This is a genomic window from Nocardia aurantia, from assembly GCF_009604425.1.
Classification (GTDB): Bacteria; Actinomycetota; Actinomycetes; order Mycobacteriales; family Mycobacteriaceae; genus Nocardia; species Nocardia aurantia.
Map to the genome: position 1 here is coordinate 144,156 of NZ_WEGI01000004.1, position 20,670 is coordinate 164,825.

Here is a 20,670-nt window from a genome sequence, read left to right on the forward strand (position 1 = left end):
GAACGAAATGGCAATCCTGAACGACAAAGTCGCGCTGGTCACCGGCGGCGCAAACGGCATAGGCCGGGCGGTCGTCGAGAAATTCCTTGCCGAAGGCGCGCGGGTCGCAGTGCTCGATCGTGATGTCGACCGCGCGCAGGCTCTGGCCGCCGAGCTCGGCGCCGACGTGCACGTGACGATCGGATCGGTCGAGAACTTCGCGGACGATCAACGCGCGGTCGCCGAGGCCGTCGAGAGCTTCGGCAAGCTCGATATTTTCGTCGGTAACGCCGGCGTAGGCGCCGGCAATCTCCTGCTCAGCGAGATCCCGGCGGACCAGCTGGAGGCGGCGATCGACGAGATCTACGCGATCAACGTCAAGGGCTACCTGCTCGGGGCACGCGCGGCGGCCCCGGCGTTGCTGCGCACCAACGGGAATATGGTGTTCTCCTGCTCGCTGGCCAGCTACCGGGCGGTGGACGACGGGGCGCTGTACGTCTCGACCAAGCACGCCGACCTCGGGATCGTGCGCGGGCTCGCCTGGGAATTCGCACCCAAGGTCCGGGTCAACGGGGTGGCGATCGGAGTCGCGCGGACCCGGATGGAAGGTCTCGCCGCGCTCGGGCAGCAACCGATCGATGCAGTTCTCCCCGGCGCCGAAAGCGTGATCCCGCTCGGTTTTATTCCGGAACCGAGTGATTACGCAGCGGGTTTCGCGTACCTCGCATCCGCGGAAGCACGCGTGGTGACCGGCGAGTGTCTCTGGGCGGACAGCGGATTCGGAATTCGCGGGATCGGCTCTCCGGCTGGTTCGGCCATGCGCGAAACCAAAGGCAGGCAGTGAAAGCACAGGGCGTTGCGGTTCATGGTGCGTGAGGGGCACCAGGAACGCGAAGGTGTTCATCGAGTTCTGTACCGGCCTGCTCGGCGACGAGGAGCGGTTCACCCCGGCGCCGGCCGACCATTCCTTCACCGACCCGTTCCCGGCCGCCGACCTCGATCCGCGCTGGGTGGCGCCGGGCCGGAATCCGCGGAACGACGTAACCGGGGACGGCCCGGGCCGACTGGTGCTCGACGCGGCGCCGGACGAGTCACGGTGGCTGCTAACCTTCGCCCGCGACCCGTACCGGACCGTCACCGCGCGCCTGACCCTCGACCGGGGAACCGCCCGGCTGCTGCTCCGAATGGACGCCGATCACTGGTACCGGCTGACCATCTCCCCCGAGGCCGTCGAGGCGACGATCGTCATCGGACCGATCCGGCAGGCCATCGCCCGGATCGAGCGAGCCCGACCGCATCGAACTGGCCGTCGTCGCGGCCGACGGAGTCGAGCACACTGTCGGCGAACTGCCCGGCCGCTACGTGTCCACCGAGGTCGCCGGGCGGCTTCACCGGTCGGATGAGCAAAGTGGAAGTCCTCGACGGCCGGGCGACCGTCGAGCAGATCTCGTACACGACGATCCCACCGGCAGATCCGCGCCCGGCCGGCGCGGCCGGAGCGGTTACAGTACATCGCTGCGGCCCTTGCGGTTCTGGTGACCGAGTTGCTCGCGGACGAAAGCACCGGCCCGACCGGCAGCGAGGGGTGATGCGGTGACCCCCTGCGTCATTGCAGTTCATTCACTATTTGCGCCCCCGGCAGGAATCGAACCTGCGACCTAGGGATTAGAAGGCCCTTGCTCTATCCAACTGAGCTACGGAGGCAGTGTGCAAACACCAAACCACCTTGCCGCGTCTGTGGCTTGGTTGTCCAGCGGGTTGATTATAGCGACCGTCCAGATCATTCCCCGTAGTTTGCGGGCGAACTTCCGGCATGTCAGCTGGGTCACAGGCCGGAACGATTTCCGCGCTACCCGGAGGGTTGTTCCCCGGCCACCGAACTAGGCTGAATCGCATGTCGTCACCGCAGGACCCGTCCGCCGCACTCGATCCGCGTGCCGTGCGGTCCGAGTCGGCGGCGAGTCTCCCGGCGCTGACGGTCCTGGCACTGGCGTTGACCGCCCTGGTCGCGCCACTGGTCGTGGCACTGTCGGCGGCTCAGGCGCTGACGCTGCTGGGTATTCCCGACCCCGGTCCGCTGACCACCTACGGGCTGCCCGCGGTGCGCGCGCTGGCCGATCTGACCGGCGCCGTCGCGGTCGGATCGTTGCTGTTCGCCGCGTTCCTGACCCCGCCGCAGTCCGACGGATTGCTGGACGTGGCCGGGTATCGGGCGCTGCGGCGGGCCGGGGTGGCGGCGCTGGCGTGGGCGGGTGCGGCCGTGTTGCTGGTGCCGCTGACCCTGTCGGACACCAGTGGGCAACCGCTGCGGAAGACGCTTCGGCCGGAGCAGATCTGGGACGCGATCCCGAAGGTCGAGGTCGCCGGGTCGTGGCGGGCGACGGCGATCATGGCGCTGGCGCTGGCGATCGGATGCCGGCTGGCGTTGCGGTGGGGCTGGACGCCGGTGCTGTTCGGCTGGTCGCTGCTGTGCCTGATGCCGGTCGCGCTGACCGGGCACTCCTCCGCCGGTGGCGCGCACGATCTGGCCACCAACAGTCTCATCCTGCATCTGGCCGGGGTCGCGGTCTGGGTGGGCGGGCTGTTCGCGGTGCTCGCCTACGCGCTGCGCGACGGCACGCACACCGGGCTGGCGGCACGGCGGTTCTCGGTGGTCGCCGCCTGCGCCTTCGTCACGGTCGCCGCCAGCGGGGTGATCAACGCCTGGCTGCGGGTGCCGTTCGGGGATCTGTTCGGCACCACCTACGGGCGGCTGGTACTCGCCAAGACCGCGGCGCTGTGCGCGCTGGGCGTGCTGGGATATCTGCAGCGGCGCAGCGCGATTCCCGCGCTCACCGCCGACGGCCGCGATCGGGCGGCGCTGATCCGGTACGCAGGGGTCGAGGTGCTGCTGTTCGCGGCGACGATCGGGCTCGCGGTCGGCCTCGGCCGCACCCCACCGCCGGATCTGCGGCGCGTGCCCGCACCGGACGAGGTCGCCCTCGGCTATCACCTCGCCGGGCCGCCCACGGTCGCGCGACTGCTGTTCGACTGGCGATTCGATCTGATCTTCGGGACTCTCGCGCTGGTCCTCGCCGTGCTGTATCTGGCCGGGGTGCGGCGGCTGCGCGCCCGCGGCGACGCCTGGCCGGTCGGCCGGACCGTCGCGTGGCTGTCCGGCTGCGCGGTGCTGCTGCTCGCCACCAGTTCCGGGGTGGGCCGGTACGCGCCCGCCATGTTCAGCGTGCACATGTTGCAGCACATGATGCTGTCCATGCTGACCCCGATCCTGCTGGCCCTGGGCGGGCCGGTGTTGCTGGCGTTGCGCGCCCTGCCACCGGCCGGCCGGAACGGGCCGCCGGGGCCACGGGAATGGGTGCTGGCCGCGGTGCACAATCCGGTGTCGCGGGCGCTCACCCAGCCGGCGGTCGCGACGGCGCTGTTCGTGGTCGGGTTCTACGCGCTGTACCTGGGCGGGATCTTCGACTCCGTCGTCGGTGAGCACGGCGCCCACCTGCTGATGAACCTGCATTTCCTGCTGTCGGGCTATCTGTTCTATTGGGTCGTCATCGGGATCGACCCGAAGCCGCGCCAGACGCAGCCGTTGATGCGGGTCGGCATGGTGTTCGGCTCGCTGCCGTTCCACGCCTTCTTCGGGGTCGCCCTGATGAGCATGACCACGGTGCTGGGCGGCTGGTTCTATCGTTCGCTCGGCCTGACCTGGAACAGCGACCTGCTCGGCGATCAGCGCACCGGCGGCGGCCTGGCCTGGGCGCTGGGCGAGGTGCCACTGGTCGTGGTGATGCTGGCGCTGCTGACCCAGTGGTCACGCAGCGACGAACGGCTGGCGGTGCGCCTGGATCGCGCCGCCGACCGTGATCACGACGCCGATCTGGCCGCGCACAACGCGATGTTCGCGCGGCTGGCCGAGCAGGATCGGGAGACCCACCGGTGACGGACGCGGCGGCGGAGCCGAAGGTGAAGCGGCTGTACCGCTCCGACGTGCGTGCGGCCCGGTTGCGGCTGGGCCGGCGGGTGCGGGTCACGCCGGTGTTCCACACCGAGGTCGCGGGCCCGGACGGGCCGGTCGCGGTGACGTTCAAGCTCGAATATCTGCAGCACGGCGGCACCTTCAAGGTGCGCGGCAGCCTCAACGCCCTGCTGGAGGCGCGCGACGATCGGCGGCCGGTGGTGATCGCCTCCGGCGGCAACGCGGGAATCGCCGCCGCGCTGGCCTGCGCGATGCAACAGCGGCCGTGCACGGTGGTGGTGCCCGAGTCGGCGCCGCACACCAAGGTGGCCGCCATGTGGGCCAACGGCGCCGAGGTGCAGTGGTTCGGCACCGACTATCAGGAGGCGTTCCGGCGCGCCACCGACGTGGCGGCCGAGCGCGGGGCGCTGCAACTGCACGCCTACGACCTGCCGGCCGTGGTCGCGGGCGCCGGCGTGGTGGGGCTGGAGATCGAGCAGCAGGTACGCGGTCGGCCGCCGGTGCTGGTGGCCGTCGGCGGTGGCGGTCTGGCCGCCGGAATCGCCGCCGCGCTGGGGCTGCGCGGCCGGGTGGTCGGGGTGGAACCGAAGGGCGCGCCGACCCTGCACTCCGCCCTGGCGGCCGGCCGGCCGATGGATGTGGCCGTGTCGGGTATCGCGGCGGACGCGCTGGGCGCCACCCGGATCGGCACCATCGCCTTCGAGATCGCGCAGCGCTACCGCATCACCTCGACGCTGGTCGCCGACGACGCGATCGCGATGGCCCGGGAATACCTGTGGCGGGAGTTCCGGATCGTGGTGGAACCGGCGGGCGCCGCGGCGCTGGCGGCCCTGCAGACCGGCGCGTACGTGCCGGAGCCGGGGGAGCGGCCGGTGATCGTGCTGTGCGGGGCCAACACCGACCTCGGCACGCTGTAACTCCGTCCGGAACGCTCGGTGTCCACATTCGGATATTCATCCACATTCCGCGTTTCGGCCTGGTGCGGGCCGGTGTCGCTGGGCAGGCTGGAGGGGTCCTGGTCACAGCGCATCGGTCGAGGGGTGGAGTCATGTACGAGGCGAACACGGTCATCATCGGCAATGTGGTGACGCACCCGGTACGGCGTACCCTTCCCGGTGGGGACCAGGTGGTGACCTTCCGGATGGCGAGCAACTCCCGCCGGCTCGATCGCATCAGCGGCCAATGGGTGGACAATGGCACTTTGTATCTGACCGTGAACTGCTGGCGGCGGCTCGGCGAGGGTGTGGACGGGTCGATTCGCCGGGGCGATCCGATCATCGCGTACGGTCAGCTGCGGTCGCACGAGTACCGCACCAAGGACGGCGTGGAGCGCCACGATCTGGAGATGCGGGCCTCCGCGCTCGGCCCGGACCTCAGCCGGTGCAGCGCTTCGGTTCGCCGGCGCAGTCCCGTCGGTCACCTGCCCGGGCCGTCCGTCGTGGAGCCGAGCCCGCCCGGTCAGCCCGCCGAGGCAGCCGCCGCGACCCCGGTAGAAGTCCGATAACCAGGTAATTTTCCGCTGGGCGGGAGGCGGTGGCTCCGCCTCCTGACCCACATCCCGACACGGATAGGCTTTCGTACATGGCGGAGTTCATTTATCAAATGATCAAGGTTCGTAAGGCGCACGGTGACAAGGTCGTTCTCGATGACGTGACCTTGAATTTCCTCCCCGGTGCCAAGATCGGCGTGGTCGGTCCGAACGGCGCCGGTAAATCGAGCGTGCTGAAGATCATGGCCGGATTGGACAAGCCGAACAACGGTGACGCATTCCTCGCCCCCGGCGCGACGGTCGGAATCCTGCAGCAGGAGCCGCCGCTGAACGAGGAGAAGACCGTTCGCGGCAACGTCGAGGAGGGCCTCGGCGAGATCAAGGTGAAGCTGGATCGCTTCAACGAGATCGCGGAACTCATGGCCACCGAGTACTCCGACGAGCTCATGGACGAGATGGGCAGGCTGCAGGAGGACCTCGACCACGCCGACGCGTGGGATGTGGACTCGCAGCTCGAGCAGGCCATGGACGCGCTGCGCTGCCCGCCGCCGGACGAGCCGGTCACCAAGCTCTCCGGTGGTGAGCGCCGCCGGGTGGCGCTGTGCAAGCTGCTGCTGAGCAAGCCCGACCTGCTGTTGCTCGACGAGCCCACCAACCATCTCGATGCGGAGAGCGTCAACTGGCTGGAACAGCACCTGGCCCAGTACCAGGGCGCCGTGCTGGCCGTCACCCACGACCGGTACTTCCTGGACAATGTGGCCGGCTGGATCATGGAACTCGACCGCGGCCGCGCCTATCCGTACGAGGGCAACTACTCCACTTATCTGGAGAAGAAGGCCGAGCGGCTCGAGGTCCAGGGCAAGAAGGATCAGAAGCTGCAGAAGCGGCTCAAGGAGGAGCTGGCCTGGGTGCGGTCCGGCGCCAAGGCCCGGCAGGCCAAGAACAAGGCCCGCCTCGGCCGCTACGAGGAGATGGCCGCGGAGGCCGAGAAGATGCGGAAGCTGGACTTCGAGGAGATCCAGATTCCCGCCGGGCCGCGGCTGGGCAGTGTGGTGGTCGAGGTCGAGCATCTGGACAAGGGGTTCGGCGACCGCCCGTTGATCAAGGATCTGTCGTTCACGTTGCCGCGCAACGGCATCGTCGGCGTCATCGGCCCCAACGGTGTCGGCAAGACCACGCTGTTCAAGACCATCGTCGGGCTGGAGTCGCCGGACAGCGGCACGGTCCGCATCGGTGACACGGTCAAGTTGAGCTATGTCGACCAGAACCGAGCCGGTATCGACCCGAAGAAGACGGTGTGGCAGGTCGTCTCCGAAGGCCTGGACTTCATCCAGGTCGGCAACCAGGAAATGCCTTCGCGTGCTTATGTGTCCGCGTTCGGCTTCAAGGGCCCGGATCAGCAGAAGCCGGCCGGGGTGCTCTCCGGTGGTGAGCGCAACCGGCTGAACCTGGCGATGACCCTCAAGCAGGGCGGCAACCTGATCCTGCTGGACGAGCCGACCAACGACCTTGACGTCGAAACCCTCGGCTCGCTGGAGAACGCGCTGGAGCAGTTCCCCGGTTGTGCCGTGGTCATCTCCCACGACCGGTGGTTCCTGGACCGCACCTGCACCCACATCCTGGCGTGGGAGGGCGACGACGCCAATCCCGCCGAGTGGTTCTGGTTCGAGGGCAACTTCGAGGCCTACGAGGCGAACAAGGTGGAGCGCCTGGGCGCCGAGGCGGCCCGGCCGCATCGCGTCACCCACCGGAAGCTGACCCGCGACTGATCGTCCGGGGGTACGGACCGTTCCGGAGCGTCGACACGCTCCGGAACGGCCCCTTCGATTACCTCGCAGCAAACCGGTTATCGGCCGGTTACCATCAGGCGAATTGTGTTGTTCGTCATATGTCGGACATGCGCCAAAATATCGTCGGCGCAACGTTTGTCGTTCGCTACCTGGAATTTCTGGTGGCGCGTGGGTGAGGTCGTACCGACCGGTCCGTCTTGATAACTGAACGACACCCCAGCTTTGGAAAGAATCCACTCCGCCTGCCGTGTCGCGCAGCTACTCTCGACTCCGGCGTCACTTTGTTACGGAACCGAATCCGAGGAGCTGGCGAAGAATGACAGTCTCGTCCGAATTGTCCACAGCCGCATGGGTTGCCGGGATGCCCGACCCCTTGCGCGGCGATCTCGCCACCCTCGAGGAGGCGTATTTCCGCCATGTGGACGCCGGCGATCTCGACTGTGTCATCACCGGTGATTCGATGGAAGTGTTCCGGCGGCATCTCGAGTTAGGTATGCAACGCCGATCGGGGCAGGCCCGCATGCGTGTGTACCACCCCGACGACGGCACCGGCCTCGGCGCCGCGGTGCAACTCGTCACGGACGACATGCCGCTGCTGGTCGAATCCGTGACCGCCGCGCTGGCCCGCCGGGCCATCAGCGTGAGCGAGGTGATCCACCCGATCTTCGAGGTGACCCGGGACGCCGACGGTCATCTGGTATCGGCGGCGCCGCACGAGGTCGACGGCAACGGCGTGACCGGACTGCGGGAGTCCTGGATGCATGTGCAACTGCATCCGGCCACGAGCCCGGAGTTGTTGTCCCGCATCGAATCCGAACTCCCGAACGTATTGTCCGACGTGCGCCGGGTGATCGGCGACACCGAGGCGATGCGGACAGTGCAGGACCGGCTCACCGGGCTGCTGGAGGCGGCCGCCGACGCCGGCGCGCCCCCGTTCTCCCGATCCGACCTGATCGACTGCGCGAACCTGCTGCGCTGGCTCGCGGACGGGCACTTCACGGTGCTCGGCTACGCCCGATTCCATCGCGCCGAACCGGGCGGTCAGGCGAAATCCGTTGTCGTGCCGGACAGTTGCCTCGGCGTGCTGCGGCCGGATCAGGGCCGCGGCACCGACTTCGAGGTCCCGGTCAACGGCGGCGAGCGTCCGCTGCTGACACTCACGCAGGGCCTGGTGCCCTCGACCGTGCACCGGACGGTGTACCCGTACTTCGTGGGGGTGGCCGAATCCGATCCGTCCGGGGCCATCGTCGGCGAGCACCTGTTCGTCGGTGTGTTCACGGTGACCGCGCTACACGAGAACGTCCTGGAGATCCCGGTCGTCGAGCGCCGGGTGCGGACCGTGATCGAACAGAGCGGTTTCGACCTGGAATCCTTCTCCGGGCAGGCGATGCTGGAGGTGATCCAGTCCTTCCCGCGCGCGGAGCTGTTCTCCTCGGATGTGGACACCCTGCGCCGCACCGCCGGCGCGGTGCTCAACGTGAGCATGCGCCGCCAGGTGCGGCTGTTCCTGCGCTCGGATTCCTACGGCCGCTTCGTGGCCTGCATGGTGTACCTGCCGCGCGATCGCTACACCACCCGGGCGCGGCTGGAGATGCAGGACATCCTGGTCCGCGAGTTCGGCGGCGTCTCCATCGAGTACTCGGCCCGCGTGTCCGAAAGCGACCTGGCCAGTGTGTATTTCACCGTCCGGATGCCCGGTCCGGGCGCGACGGTGGACACCTCCGAGGAGAACCGGCTGCGCATCCAGACGCTGCTGGCCGAGGCCACGCACACCTGGGACGACCGCCTGCGCGACGAGTCGGCCACCTCGGCCGTACTGGATCCCGCTGTCGTACAACGGTATTCGGATGCCTTCCCGGACGCGTACAAGCAGGACTTCGAACCGGTCCGGGCCCTGGCCGATGTCGTTCGGCTGGAGCGGCTGGGCGACGACGGCATCCATCAGCACCTGTACCGCCGCGTCGGCTCGGCGCCGGGCTCGTGGCGGTTCACCCTCTACATCGGCACCGGCATCTCGCTGAGTCAGGTGCTGCCGCTGTTGCAGAGTCTCGGCGTGGAGGTGGTCGACGAGCGGCCTTACCATCTGCGGCTCGCCGACGGAAACCAGTTCTGGATCTACGATTTCGGCCTCCAGGCCCGCCCCGATCTGCTGCGCGCGTCGCTGGACCGGGACATGGATTCCGAGCTGGTGGAGACGGCCGACCGGCTGGCCCTGCTCGACGCGCGCGAGCGCGGGCTGCGGGAGCGGTTCACCGCGGCCTTCGAGGCGCTCTGGTACGGCCGCGCCGAGGCCGACCCGCTCAACGAGCTGGTGCTGCGGGCCGAGCTGCCGTGGCGGTCGGTATCGATCCTGCGCGCCTACTCGAAATACCTGCAGCAGGCCGGTTTTCCCTACAGCCAGGCGAATATCGCCCGGGTGCTGCTCGGGTCGCCGGACGCGGCGCGTGGGTTCGTGCAGTTGTTCGCGGCGCTGTTCGATCCGGATGCCGCGTCGGCGCAGCGGGCGGTCGAGCTCGAGACCGAGGTGCGCGAGCGCATCGACGCCGTGGTGAGTCTGGACGCCGACCGCATCCTGCGCGCGGTGCTCAGCCTGGTACGAGCGACGTTGCGCACCAACTACTTCGTCGTCGACGGCGAAGGGCGTCCCCGGGATTACCTGTCGGTCAAGGTCGAACCGCGGGAGATCGCGGAACTGCCGAAGCCGCGTCCGCAGTTCGAGATCTTCGTGTATTCGCCGCGGGTGGAGGGTGTGCATCTGCGGTTCGGTGCGGTGGCGCGTGGTGGGTTGCGGTGGTCGGATCGGCTGGAGGATTTCCGGACGGAGATTCTGGGTCTGGTGAAGGCGCAGGCGGTGAAGAACGCGGTGATCGTGCCGGTGGGTGCGAAGGGTGGTTTCGTGGTGAAACAGCCCCCCGCGGCCACCGGTGATCCGGTCGCCGACCGCCAGGCCCTGCAAGCCGAGGGCATCGCCTGCTACCGGACGCTGATCTCGGGCCTGCTGGATGTCACCGACAATGTGGACCGGCCCACCGGCCGGGTCGTTCCGCCGGCGCGGGTGGTGCGCCGTGACGGTGACGACACGTATCTGGTGGTCGCGGCGGACAAGGGCACGGCGACGTTCTCGGATATCGCCAATGATGTTGCGGGGCAGTACGGTTTCTGGTTGGGTGACGCGTTCGCGTCGGGTGGCTCGGTGGGTTACGACCACAAGGCGATGGGGATCACCGCGCGTGGTGCGTGGGAGAGTGTGAAGCGGCACTTCGCGGAGATGGGTGTCGATACGCAGTCCGAGGACTTCACCGTGGTGGGTGTGGGTGACATGTCCGGTGATGTGTTCGGTAACGGAATGTTGTTGTCGGAGCACATTCGTCTGGTGGCGGCGTTCGATCATCGGCATGTCTTCGTGGATCCGGATCCGGTGGCGGCGAGTTCGTTCCGGGAGCGGCAGCGGTTGTTCGCTCTGCCGCGGTCGTCGTGGGCGGACTACGACACCTCGCTGATCAGCCCCGGTGGCGGTGTGTGGGACCGCACGGTGAAGTCGGTGCCCGTCAGCCCTCAGATGCGCGAGGCACTGGGCCTGGCCGCCGACATCGAATCGCTGTCGCCGCCGGAACTGATCCGCGCCATCCTGCACTCTCCAGTCGACCTGCTGTGGAACGGCGGCATCGGCACCTACATCAAGGCGCACGGCGAGACCAACGCCGAGGTGGGCGACAAGTCCAACGACGCGGTCCGGGTGAACGCCGATCAGCTGCGGGTGCGGGTCATCGGCGAGGGGGGCAACCTCGGTGTCACCGCCCTGGGGCGCATCGAGTTCTGCGCGCACGGCGGTAAGTGCAACACCGACGCCCTGGACAACTCCGCCGGTGTGGACTGCTCCGACCACGAGGTCAACATCAAGGTGCTGCTGGACACCGTGGTGTCCTCCGGCGAACTGGCCGCCGCCGAGCGCAACCCGCTGCTGGCATCGATGACCGACGAGGTGTCGGAACTCGTTCTCGCGGACAATATTTCGCAGAACTTCCTGATGGGCATGTCCCGCACCGAGGCGCCGCGGATGCTCAACGTGCACATGCGCCTGATCGACGATCTGGTGGCCCGGCGCGGGCTGGACCGCGAACTGGAAGCGCTGCCGTCGGATACCGAGATGCGTCAGCGGCTCGACGCCGACAGCGGCCTCACCTCGCCGGAGCTGTCGAATCTGATGGCGCACGTGAAGCTGGCGCTGAAGTCGGATCTGCTCGACGGCGACCTGCCCGACAGCGCCTATTTCGCCGCCAGGCTGCCGCGGTACTTCCCGACGCCGCTGCGCGAGCGGTTCGCCGCCGCCATCAAGAAGCACCGGCTGCGCCGGGAGATCCTGGCGACCATGATGGTCAACGAGATGGTCGACTACGGCGGCATCACCTACGCCTTCCGGCTCGGTGAGGAGATCGGCGCCACCGGATCGGACGCCGTCCGCGCATTCGCGGCTGCCACCAGGATCTTCGACCTCTCCGCCGTCTGGGACCGGATCCGGGAGACCTCGGCACCCACCGCGGTCAAGGACGAACTGGAACTGGAGACCAAGCGCACCCTGGATCGCGCCTCCCGCTGGCTGCTGTCCAACCGGCCGCAGCCGGTCGCCGTCGGCGCCGAGATCCACCGGTACGCGGGCAAGGTCGCCGAACTGGCGCCGAGGGTGCCGGGATGGCTGCGCGGCCACCACATCGACAGCCTCCAGCAGCAATCCGCGGACCTCATCGCGCAGGGCGCGCCGGCGGATCTGGCCATCGAGGTGTTCGGACTGCTCAACCTGTTCTCGCTGCTGGACGTGATCGACATCGCCGACATCACCGACCGCAGCGGCGAGGAGGTGGGCGCGCTGTACTACGCGCTGAACGAGCACCTCAAGATCGACTGGCTGCTGGCCGCGGTCAGCCATCTGGAACGCGGCGACCGCTGGCATTCGCTGGCCCGGCTCGCGTTGCGCGACGACATGTACGGGTCGCTGCGCTCGCTCACCCTCGACGTGCTCTCCGGTGGCGATCCGGAGGAGACGGCGGAGGAGAAGATCGCGTACTGGGAGTCGAAGAACCAGTCCCGGCTCGGCCGTGCCCGCGCGGCCCTGTCGGAGCTCTTCGAGTCCGGCACACACGATTTGGCGACGTTGTCGGTGGCCGCGCGGCAGGTACGCAGCATGGTCAGCGGTGTCGGTGCGCAGTCCGAGGTACCGCGCTGACCTCACCCCCACGGGAAACCTTCCTGCGGCACCGCCATACTGGTGAGCCGTAGGAAGGTTTCCGGCCACCGCCCCGCCGGAACCGTCGGCGTGTGTCGATCCTGTGCACTGTGGCACGAACCGCGAATTGTCGAGCGGGGCTGAATTCATGGGAGGTAACGCATGTCGAATGTCGGTGCTCCGGTGACGAACGGACACGCGGCGAGCACTGCCCTGCTGCTGCCCCAGCGCTACCACGCAAAGGTCGAGGTTCGCTGGTCGGATATGGATGTGTTCCAGCACATCAACCATGCCCGCATGGTGACGCTGCTGGAGGAGGCACGAATTCCCTGGTTGTTCGAGGACGACCGCCCCACCGCCGGGTTGCGGTCCGGCTGTGTGCTCACCGATCTGCACGTCCGCTACCGCGGCCAGCTCCGGCACCGCGACACCCCACTGGACATCGCGATGTGGGTGGAGAAGCTGCGTGCGGTCGATTTCACGATCGGCTACGAGGTGCGCGCCAACGACGCCGCTCCGGGTTCGCCGCCGGCGGTGATGGCCACCACGCAGCTGGCCGCCTTCGACATCGATACCCAGCGGTTGCGCCGGCTCACGGTTCCGGAGCGGGACTATCTGTCGTTGTGGAAGGTTTAGTGACACCTACCCTGCATGTGCACGACCCCGCCGAGCGGGAGAATCTGGCCACCTTCGCAGGTCATGCGGTGCGGCTGGATCCCGCGGCGGTGATCCGCCTCCGCCGTCGCGGGCACGATTATGTTTCTGCTTGGGCGGCAACGAGTTTCGAGGTACTCGCGGTCCGGACCGTGGTGGGCGAGCTGGCGCTGGACGACATCACCGTCGCCGGTGACCTCCTGCTGTCGAGCCTGTCCGGTCCGGCCGCGGGCGCCCCGATCGACCTGGGCTACTCGATGGATTCGGCGTGGCGTAGCTCGCTACCGCCGATGTCGGGTTTCGCGCATGTCGAGGACGTCCCGGCCCGCAGCCTGATCGAACTGGCCGAGCGCGGTGCGTCGATCGCGGCAGAGCACGCGGGCGGCCACGGGCCGCCCGCGTCGCTGCTCGATCAGGCGGTGCTCACCGTCACCGGTGGTGCGGATCGGGTCGAGGTGCCGATGCGGGTCGTCTTCGCCCTCACCGCGATGGATTTCATCCCGCACGGCGGCGACCGCACCGATTCGCGCCGGATCCCGCTCGACGAGATCGTCCGCGTCCGGGCCACCGCCGCCTGGCTGCGCCTCGACGCCCGCTACGGCTCGGTGGCCCGCCGCCGCGCCGGGGCCGGACCGTCCCTGCGCGTCCTCGGTTAGCCTCCGGCAGCCGATCACACCGGTCCGGATCTCGGTGTCACCGACCGGAACCCGACGGCCGGTCGCCGCCGCGATGCTCGGGATTGTCCGCGGCGGTCGCGCTCGGTAGGGGTTGCCACGGACCGGGAGCCGAAGGCCTCAGGACACCCCGCAGAGACGCAGCAGCGCCGTCGTCGCGGCTGCCGCGAGCACAACCAGGATCAGTGGCACCCGCCGCCACGCCAGCACACCGGCCACGAGAACGCCTGCGGGGAGGGCGAATCCGGCCCGATGTCCCCCCGCCGGGATGATCAGGGTCGAGGCCAGCGCGGTGAGCAGCACTATCGAACAGATCTCCAGCAACCGGGTGACCCGCGCGGGCACCTTCATGCGCTGCCGCACCATCGGCCCCGAGAACCGAATGGCGTAGGTGCCCATCGAGAGTGCCGCCACCCCGGCCACGACCGCCCCGTTCATTCGTGGCCTCCGCCGACGGATCGAATGCCGAGGGGCGAACCCGGCCGTCCGTCGCCTGATCCGGCAGCAGAGCGAGTGCTCGGAAATCGGCTGTGCGTAGGTGAATCCGGTGGTTCGCCGACCGATCCGGCACCCGGAATCGCCCTGTGCGCGAGTTCATCGACCTCGGCAAGCGTTGGTTCGTTTGCGGCCGAACATCTTTCACCACATCGCGTGTCCGCCACCGATTCTTCCCGGCTCACCGGGTTGCGGGTGAGCGCCATCGCGACCAGCAGCGCGACCGGCAAAGCCACCAGCACCGGTAGCCCGGCGGTGAGCAGCGGTGCCGTCGCCGCCGCGACGACGGCACCGAGCAGGGCGGACCATCGAGTCGCGCGGTCCCCGCGGATCGCCGGGAGCACCAGCGCCACCAGCACCGCCGGGAAGACCGCGTCCAGCCCGAAGGCGTCGGGATCGGGAACCGCCGCGCCGATGACGACGCCGAGCAGGGCGCCCACCGGCCAGGCCAGCAGCACCCCGAGCCCGCACATCCAGTACGCGGCTCGCCGCCGCGCCCGGTCCGGCTGGGCCAGTGACACCGCGACCGACTCGTCGTTCATGATGTGGGTGCCCAGCAACCGCCGCCGGCCCGTGCCGACCACGTCCGGCAGCGACAGCCCGTACGGCAGATGCCGGGCGTTGACCAGCAGGCCGGCCAGCACCGCCGCGATCACACTGCCACCCGCGGCCACGATGCCGACGAACAGCAACTCCGAGCCGCCCGCCAGGACCAGGACGCTGAGCACCAGCGGCAACCAGAACGGCAGGCCGGACGTGACAGCGGTGGCGCCGTAGGACACGCCGATCATCCCCACCGCCAGGCAGACGGCGGCGATCCCGGTGAGTTCATTCCGATTCAGTGTTCGGTAGATCGAACGCATGACTTATATAGTGAACATCGGGAGCCGGTTCGTCAACGCGGTTCCGGGTGCGTCCGGGTACTGTCGACAACCACCATGAGCGTGCCCGAAACCGCCGGGGGCCGGACCCCGCAGGAAGTGATCGCCGCCGCGCTGCGCCGCGAGCGCACCCGGGCCGGGTTGTCGCTGACGGAGGTGGCGCGCCGCGCCGGGATCGCGAAATCCACTCTGTCGCAACTGGAGTCGGGTTCCGGCAATCCGAGCATCGAAACCCTGTGGGCCCTGTGTGTGGCGCTGGGCATCCCGTTCTCCGGGCTGCTGGACCCGCCGCAGCCGACCGTGCAGGTGATCCGGGCCGGCGAGGGGCCGGTGCTGGGCTCCTCGCAGGCGGATTACCACGCGACGGTGCTGGCGGCCTCCCGGCCCGGCAGTCCGCGCGACGTCTATCGCATCACCGCCGAACCCGGGGGCCGGCGCGTGTCCGATCCGCATCAGCGCGGCGTCGTCGAACATGTGGTGCTCGGCGCGGGCCGGGCGCTCGTCGGCCCGGTCGACGCGCCGGTCGAACTGCACCCGGGCGACTACATCTGTTATCCGGGTGATCTACCGCACGTCTTCACCGCCCTGGCGCCGGGCACCTGGGCGGTGATGGTGAGCGACTACCCGTGACTAGGCGGCGCCCTCGCCCAGGTACTGCAGCCACACCGGGTCCAGGTCGCTGGTGGTCGACAGCAGTCGCCAGTGCGGGCCCTTCGGGGAGACCAGCGGTTGATGGAGGGTCCAGCCCAGTTCGCTGAGCAGTTTGTCGGCTTTCTGGTGGTTACACGGCGCGCAGGACGCGACGCAGTTCTCCCAGCTGTGCGCGCCGCCCCGGCTGCGCGGGATCACATGGTCGATGGTCTCGGCCTTACCGCCGCAGTAGGCGCAGCGATATCGGTCGCGATGCATGAGCGCGGCGCGGGTCATCGGGACCCGGGCGCGATACGGAACACGGACATAGGTGCGCAGGCGGATCACCGACGGCAGTGCGACGGACCATTCGGCGGAATGCACAACCGGTCCTTCGGGATCGTCGTGCACGGGGTCGGCCTTGTCGCAGATCAGCAACACGATGGCGCGGCGCGCGGAAAGCGCGGTGAGCGGCTCGTAGGTGGCGTTCAGAAGCAACACCCGGCGCTTCACCCAGGTAGCGGTTGGGGTCTCGAGCGTTCGATGCGGCAGGGCACCGAGATGCGAATGTTCGGACATGACATGCAGCGGAGTGGCCCCCGACCCACGATTGTGGACGTCGGCGGGCTCGAGTTGTCGATGTGCTCGCGCCTCGTGTGGTCGGGCGCCATGCCGCTGCTTCATGAGAACCCCGAATTCGTGTTGTCCGGTTCATATGGTATCTGGGCAGACACTGTCACTCAGTTGACCATGGAACCCGAACCAATGCACCCCGATTTCACACATTATGGGGCACATTCGGGTTAACAGACCGTGACCTGCGGCTTACTTGCCGCCGGAGTCGGTTCCGACGCCCATGATCAGGTTCGCGGTGATCGAACCGTCGGGCTCCCGGTCGCCGTGCACCATGATCAACGCCCCGGCCGGGATGTCGGGCACCCGGGTCGCCAGCAGGACGAGGACCTCGGTGTCGGCGGTGGTGTGAATCGTGGACACCGCTCCCAGCGCGTCCTGGACCTGCAATTTCGTACCGTCGTTGGCCTTGACGCGGCCGAGGGTGAAGCCCCGGTTGACCTGGATCGCCGCGGCCGGGGCGGGTTGCGGGTGCGAGCTCGGGCGGGACAACAGCACGCAGCTTATTACCAGCAACACCGCGACCACCAGTCCGGCGGCCACGACCTCGCCCCGGCCGGGACGATGGGTCAGCGCGATCTCCACGACATCTGTCCACCTCGTTGTCACCGGCTCGGGATTTTCGGCCGACCGGCCGTCCGCCGCCGCGATCGGCGCCTCGGCCGTTTCCGGTGCGATCGAGGGCGCGGCCGTCTCCCGGGCGACCGGTCGTCCGGCGCTTTCCGGGGTGCGGGTCGGCGCGGTGCTCTCGGTGGCTGGTCGCGCGGCGGTCTCCGGTGCGATCGAGTGCGCGGCCGTCTCCGGGGTGATCGGTCGCGCGGCGTTCTCGGGGGCGACCGGCAGTGCGGCTGTCTTCGAGGCGGACGGCCACCTGGCTGTCCCGGGCGCGAAGAACGGATCGGCGTCGGAGGCCGCCGGCTGCTCGGCGGTGCCCGGATCGGGCGATCTCGTCCCGCCCGGGGCGGGAGTCGGACTCGGCGGCACTGCGGTCCCGACCTCAGCGGTCCCCGCGGCCGGGCGCGGCGCGAGCTGCCGCGAGATGGCACGCCACCGGGCCGTCGGCTGCAACGTGGGCACGTGTGGCGTCCGCGCCGGGGCCGGTTGTGGCTCGGGGGACTGGCTCGACCAGGGCGAGTTCTGCTCGACCGGCAACTTGTCTGCCATTGCCCGACGGTACATCAACGCGCGGTACGCCATTCGATGGTCTATTGCCTCCGGTGGGGGCACCTCCGGCCGCGCGGGCACAATGGACTCCGGCGGACAACGGCAACGGGAACGAGAGGGTCGATGACTTCCGGCGAGCAGACGGCGACATCCTTCTACGCGGCGATCGGCGGCGCGGAGACGTTCCGGCGCATCGTGGCGGCCTTCTACCGCGAGGTGGCCGCGGACGAGGTGCTGCGGCCGCTGTATCCCGAGGCGGATCTGGGTCCTGCCGAGCGGCGGCTGCGGATGTTCCTCGAGCAGTACTGGGGAGGTCCGCGCACCTACTCCGACGAGCGTGGCCACCCGCGGCTGCGGATGCGGCACAACCCGTTCCGCATCGGCCCGATCGAGCGGGACGCCTGGTTGCGCTGCATGCGGATCGGCGTCGCCGAGATCGAGCCCGAGGTCCTCGACGACGAACATCGCCGGGCACTGCTCGAGTATCTGGAGATGGCCGCCGACTCGCTGATCAACTCGCCGATCTGAGACGGTCGCGACATCGCCCGGCCGTAGCCGGAAAGTTTTGGCACTATGGCCGGTGTGGTCACGCCTTCCTCGACATCCGTACCAGCCGCAACCGGCCCGGACGCCTGGTGGCGCGCGGCGGTGTTCTATCAGGTGTATCCGCGTTCGTTCGCCGACGCGAACGGCGACGGCGTCGGTGATCTGCGCGGGGTGCGCGACCGGCTCGACTATCTGAAGGCGCTCGGTATCGATGCGCTGTGGTTGTGCCCGGTGATGCGCTCGCCGATGGCCGACGGTGGCTACGACGTGAGTGATCCACGCGACATCGATCCGTTGTTCGGCGATCTGGCGGCGATGGACGAACTGCTCGCCGCCGCCCACGAGCGCGGGATCAAGGTCACCATGGACCTGGTCCCGAATCACACCAGCGATCAGCACCCCTGGTTCGCGGCGGCGCTGGCCGCCGGGCCGGACAGCCCGCAGCGCGCCCGCTACATCTTCCGCGACGGCCGCGGGCCCGGCGGTTCGGAGCCGCCGAACAACTGGCCCAGCGTGTTCGGCGGCCCGGCCTGGACCCGGATCACCGAGCCCGACGGTTCGCCCGGCCAGTGGTATCTGCACATCTTCGCACCCGAACAGCCCGATCTGAACTGGGTCGATCCCGAGGTGCTGGCGGATTTCGAGCAGACCGTGCGGTTCTGGCTCGATCGCGGGGTCGACGGATTCCGCATCGATGTCGCGCACGGCATGGCCAAGCCCGACGGCCTGCCCGATATGGCGAACGTCGACACCCGGATGCTGCTGCACGACGACGACGATCCGCGCTTCAACAATCCGGCCGTGCACGAGATCCACCGGGAACTGCGCAAGGTGCTCGACGAATATCCCGGCGCGGTATCGATCGGCGAGGTGTGGGTCGACGACAACATCCGTTTCGGCGAATACGTGCGACCGGACGAACTGCACCTGGCCTTCAACTTCCGGCTCGTCGACACCGGTTTCGACGCCACCGAAATCCGTGCCGCCGTGGACAATTCGATCGAGGCGGTGTCCGCCGTCGGCGCCTCGCCGACCTGGACGCTGTCCAACCACGACATCGAGCGCGAGGTCACCCGCTACGGCGGCGGCGCCGTCGGCACCGCACGGGCGCGGGCGATGCTGCTGCTGGAACTGGCCCTGCCCGGCACGGTCTTCCTGTACAACGGCTCCGAATTGGGCCTGCCCAACGTCGACGACCTGCCCGACGAGGTGCTGCAGGATCCGGCCTGGGAACGGTCCGGGCACACCGAACGCGGCCGCGACGGGTGCCGGGTGCCGATCCCGTGGGGTGGCGAGGCGCCGACGTTCGAATTCACCACCGGCCGGCCATGGCTGCCGATTCCGCCGCAGTGGTCGCAGCTCACGGTGGAAGCCCAGTCCGAGCGGCCCGACTCGACGCTCTCGCTGTATCGGCTCGCGATCGAAATACGTCGCGCGCGTACGGAATTCACCGGCGAGGCGGTGGAATGGCTTCCCGCTCCGGCGGGTTGCCTGATTCTGCGGCGACCCGGCGGGCTGCGGTGCGTCCTCAACGCGTCGACCGAGCCGATCCCGTTGCCGGTCGGTGAGGTGCTGCTCGCCAGCGCGCCGCTCGCCGACGGGCTGCTGCCCCCCGACGCCGCGGCGTGGGTGGTCTGACCGCCCGGGTCACGGCGAGGACACGGGCGCGGGAGGCTCACCGGTCGAACGCCACCCGGAGGCATCGTCTACCGTTGGGCTGTGACCATTCTCGAGACAGTGCTGATTTTCGGCGGCATTCCGCTGGTCATCTACGTGGTGATTGCCGGGTTGTCGTACCTCGGCAAGCCGCTGCCCGGCGAGAAGCCGGTCCACTACAACCTCGGTGATCAGTGGACGGCCGACCCGGTGCTGTGGAGTGCGACCGACGAGCAGACCTCGTTCGGTCACCATGCGTCCACTACGCATGATGATCACGCCGCCATCACAGCGGGCGCAGACCTGATCGGAGGCCGGGCAAGTGGCAACTTCTAATTGGCCCGCGGTGATCGAATCCGATCTGCCGCACGGATGGGTCGTCACCACCAGCGGCCGGGTGTCCGGGGTGCACGAGTCCGGCGACGTGTTCAAGGAAGCGCCGTTCAGCGACAACGAACGACTGCTGATGGACAACACGCTCACCGAGGCCACCCGGATTACCAAGGTGCGGTTCAACATCTACATCGGCGACCTCACCGCCGACCCCGCCGCCGGCGCCGACGCGGTATTCGCCGGCACGCCGGAGGCCGAGCGCTCGGTGCTGCTGGCCGTGTCGCCGAATGCCCGTGCCATCGAGGTCCGGTCCGGTCGCGAGGTCGCCGATCGCGTCAACGATCGGGTGTGCCAGCTGGGTGTCACCGCCGCGCTGAGCTCGTTCCGGCAGGGTGAGCTCATCGACGGGCTGGTCTCGGCCGTGAAGGTGATGGCCGCCGCCATCGGCCGGCCGTACTGACCTTGTCTTCTCGCTCCGACCGGCAGCAGGCGTTGCCGGTCGGAGTGCTTTCCACGGCATGTCGTTTACGCCCACAGCGGAATGCCACCGTCGCC

General features: G+C 68.7%; 18 protein-coding genes and 1 tRNA gene. 14 read left to right on the top strand and 5 right to left on the bottom strand.

Annotation, left to right across the window (positions count from 1 at the left end):
* The first annotated feature begins 7 nt into the window (after nucleotides 1-7).
* Entirely contained in the window at nucleotides 8-823 is an 816-nt protein-coding gene (locus tag NRB56_RS09990) for an SDR family oxidoreductase (protein WP_153340722.1), read from the top strand.
* A 28-nt stretch (nucleotides 824-851) separates the two neighbouring features.
* Nucleotides 852-1,382, top strand: coding sequence for a hypothetical protein (locus NRB56_RS09995; RefSeq protein ID WP_153340724.1), 531 nt, complete (start codon nucleotides 852-854; stop codon nucleotides 1,380-1,382).
* A 227-nt stretch (nucleotides 1,383-1,609) separates the two neighbouring features.
* Here the strand turns inward: NRB56_RS09995 and NRB56_RS10000 are convergent.
* Nucleotides 1,610-1,683: transfer RNA gene (locus NRB56_RS10000), tRNA-Arg, on the bottom strand.
* A gap of 190 nt (nucleotides 1,684-1,873) precedes the next feature.
* Between NRB56_RS10000 and NRB56_RS10005 the strand changes: the two genes are divergently transcribed.
* The 7 genes from NRB56_RS10005 to NRB56_RS10035 all read left to right on the top strand — a co-directional run bounded on the left by NRB56_RS10005 (nucleotide 1,874) and on the right by NRB56_RS10035 (nucleotide 13,759).
* Nucleotides 1,874-3,913 (top strand): cytochrome c oxidase assembly protein, encoded by a 2,040-nt coding sequence (locus tag NRB56_RS10005; protein WP_153340726.1) that lies wholly within the window; start codon nucleotides 1,874-1,876, stop codon nucleotides 3,911-3,913.
* Nucleotides 3,910-4,866: a serine/threonine dehydratase gene (locus NRB56_RS10010; protein WP_319942791.1), complete on the top strand. Its 957-nt coding sequence runs from the start codon at nucleotides 3,910-3,912 to the stop codon at nucleotides 4,864-4,866. Before NRB56_RS10005 ends, NRB56_RS10010 begins: the two co-directional genes overlap by 4 nt.
* Nucleotides 4,867-4,997: 131 nt before the next feature.
* Nucleotides 4,998-5,453 (top strand): single-stranded DNA-binding protein, encoded by a 456-nt coding sequence (gene ssb, locus NRB56_RS10015; RefSeq protein WP_153340728.1) that lies wholly within the window; start codon nucleotides 4,998-5,000, stop codon nucleotides 5,451-5,453.
* A gap of 77 nt (nucleotides 5,454-5,530) precedes the next feature.
* The gene (gene ettA / locus NRB56_RS10020; protein WP_153340730.1) at nucleotides 5,531-7,207 is read left to right on the top strand and encodes an energy-dependent translational throttle protein EttA; all 1,677 of its coding nucleotides are present in this window, start codon (nucleotides 5,531-5,533) and stop codon (nucleotides 7,205-7,207) included.
* 337 nt (nucleotides 7,208-7,544) lie between these two features.
* Nucleotides 7,545-12,449, top strand: coding sequence for an NAD-glutamate dehydrogenase (locus NRB56_RS10025; protein WP_153340732.1), 4,905 nt, complete (start codon nucleotides 7,545-7,547; stop codon nucleotides 12,447-12,449).
* Between the two features lie 162 nt (nucleotides 12,450-12,611).
* On the top strand, nucleotides 12,612-13,085 hold the full coding sequence (locus tag NRB56_RS10030; RefSeq protein WP_227837466.1) for an acyl-CoA thioesterase: 474 nt from the start codon (nucleotides 12,612-12,614) through the stop codon (nucleotides 13,083-13,085).
* Nucleotides 13,085-13,759: a hypothetical protein gene (locus NRB56_RS10035; protein WP_319942792.1), complete on the top strand. Its 675-nt coding sequence runs from the start codon at nucleotides 13,085-13,087 to the stop codon at nucleotides 13,757-13,759. Before NRB56_RS10030 ends, NRB56_RS10035 begins: the two co-directional genes overlap by 1 nt.
* 138 nt (nucleotides 13,760-13,897) lie before the next feature.
* On the opposite strand, the gene NRB56_RS10040 is transcribed toward NRB56_RS10035, so the two are convergent.
* Together NRB56_RS10040 and NRB56_RS10045 are read right to left on the bottom strand one after the other, a co-directional pair.
* Nucleotides 13,898-14,215 carry an AzlD domain-containing protein gene (locus tag NRB56_RS10040; RefSeq protein ID WP_153340734.1) on the bottom strand — a complete coding sequence of 106 codons (318 nt, stop codon included), beginning with the start codon at nucleotides 14,213-14,215 and terminating at the stop codon, nucleotides 13,898-13,900.
* The gene (locus tag NRB56_RS10045; RefSeq protein ID WP_153340736.1) at nucleotides 14,212-15,135 is read right to left on the bottom strand and encodes an AzlC family ABC transporter permease; all 924 of its coding nucleotides are present in this window, start codon (nucleotides 15,133-15,135) and stop codon (nucleotides 14,212-14,214) included. Before NRB56_RS10045 ends, NRB56_RS10040 begins: the two co-directional genes overlap by 4 nt.
* A 75-nt stretch (nucleotides 15,136-15,210) precedes the next feature.
* Here NRB56_RS10045 and NRB56_RS10050 point away from each other — a divergent pair, with 75 nt between their 5' ends.
* Entirely contained in the window at nucleotides 15,211-15,783 is a 573-nt protein-coding gene (locus tag NRB56_RS10050) for a helix-turn-helix domain-containing protein (RefSeq protein ID WP_153340738.1), read from the top strand.
* Here NRB56_RS10050 and NRB56_RS10055 read toward each other — a convergent pair whose 3' ends face one another.
* Together NRB56_RS10055 and NRB56_RS10060 are read right to left on the bottom strand one after the other, a co-directional pair.
* Entirely contained in the window at nucleotides 15,784-16,467 is a 684-nt protein-coding gene (locus NRB56_RS10055; RefSeq protein ID WP_194290794.1) for an HNH endonuclease, read from the bottom strand. It abuts the gene before it with no gap.
* 141 nt (nucleotides 16,468-16,608) lie between these two features.
* Nucleotides 16,609-17,580, bottom strand: coding sequence for a hypothetical protein (locus NRB56_RS10060; RefSeq protein ID WP_153340740.1), 972 nt, complete (start codon nucleotides 17,578-17,580; stop codon nucleotides 16,609-16,611).
* A gap of 123 nt (nucleotides 17,581-17,703) precedes the next feature.
* Here NRB56_RS10060 and NRB56_RS10065 point away from each other — a divergent pair, with 123 nt between their 5' ends.
* From NRB56_RS10065 to NRB56_RS10080, 4 genes are all read left to right on the top strand, one after another.
* Nucleotides 17,704-18,108, top strand: coding sequence for a globin (locus NRB56_RS10065; protein ID WP_153340742.1), 405 nt, complete (start codon nucleotides 17,704-17,706; stop codon nucleotides 18,106-18,108).
* Between the two features lie 54 nt (nucleotides 18,109-18,162).
* Nucleotides 18,163-19,764 (top strand): glycoside hydrolase family 13 protein, encoded by a 1,602-nt coding sequence (locus NRB56_RS10070; protein WP_406603455.1) that lies wholly within the window; start codon nucleotides 18,163-18,165, stop codon nucleotides 19,762-19,764.
* An 81-nt stretch (nucleotides 19,765-19,845) separates the two neighbouring features.
* Nucleotides 19,846-20,118, top strand: coding sequence for an aa3-type cytochrome oxidase subunit CtaJ (gene ctaJ / locus NRB56_RS10075; RefSeq protein WP_319942793.1), 273 nt, complete (start codon nucleotides 19,846-19,848; stop codon nucleotides 20,116-20,118).
* Complete coding sequence (locus NRB56_RS10080; RefSeq protein ID WP_319942794.1) at nucleotides 20,105-20,575, top strand: DUF5130 domain-containing protein; 471 nt, start codon at nucleotides 20,105-20,107, stop codon at nucleotides 20,573-20,575. Before ctaJ ends, NRB56_RS10080 begins: the two co-directional genes overlap by 14 nt.
* Nucleotides 20,576-20,670 lie beyond the last annotated feature (95 nt).

Coding starts and splice junctions, on each gene's coding strand:
- NRB56_RS09990 (WP_153340722.1), top strand. CDS start 8: ATGGCAATCCTGAACGACAAAGTCGCGCTGGTCACCGGCGGCGCAAAC.
- NRB56_RS10005 (WP_153340726.1), top strand. CDS start 1,874: ATGTCGTCACCGCAGGACCCGTCCGCCGCACTCGATCCGCGTGCCGTG.
- ssb (WP_153340728.1), top strand. CDS start 4,998: ATGTACGAGGCGAACACGGTCATCATCGGCAATGTGGTGACGCACCCG.
- ettA (WP_153340730.1), top strand. CDS start 5,531: ATGGCGGAGTTCATTTATCAAATGATCAAGGTTCGTAAGGCGCACGGT.
- NRB56_RS10025 (WP_153340732.1), top strand. CDS start 7,545: ATGACAGTCTCGTCCGAATTGTCCACAGCCGCATGGGTTGCCGGGATG.
- NRB56_RS10030 (WP_227837466.1), top strand. CDS start 12,612: ATGTCGAATGTCGGTGCTCCGGTGACGAACGGACACGCGGCGAGCACT.
- NRB56_RS10040 (WP_153340734.1), bottom strand. CDS start 14,215: ATGAACGGGGCGGTCGTGGCCGGGGTGGCGGCACTCTCGATGGGCACC.
- NRB56_RS10045 (WP_153340736.1), bottom strand. CDS start 15,135: ATGCGTTCGATCTACCGAACACTGAATCGGAATGAACTCACCGGGATC.
- NRB56_RS10050 (WP_153340738.1), top strand. CDS start 15,211: ATGAGCGTGCCCGAAACCGCCGGGGGCCGGACCCCGCAGGAAGTGATC.
- NRB56_RS10055 (WP_194290794.1), bottom strand. CDS start 16,467: ATGAAGCAGCGGCATGGCGCCCGACCACACGAGGCGCGAGCACATCGA.
- NRB56_RS10060 (WP_153340740.1), bottom strand. CDS start 17,580: ATGGCAGACAAGTTGCCGGTCGAGCAGAACTCGCCCTGGTCGAGCCAG.
- NRB56_RS10065 (WP_153340742.1), top strand. CDS start 17,704: ATGACTTCCGGCGAGCAGACGGCGACATCCTTCTACGCGGCGATCGGC.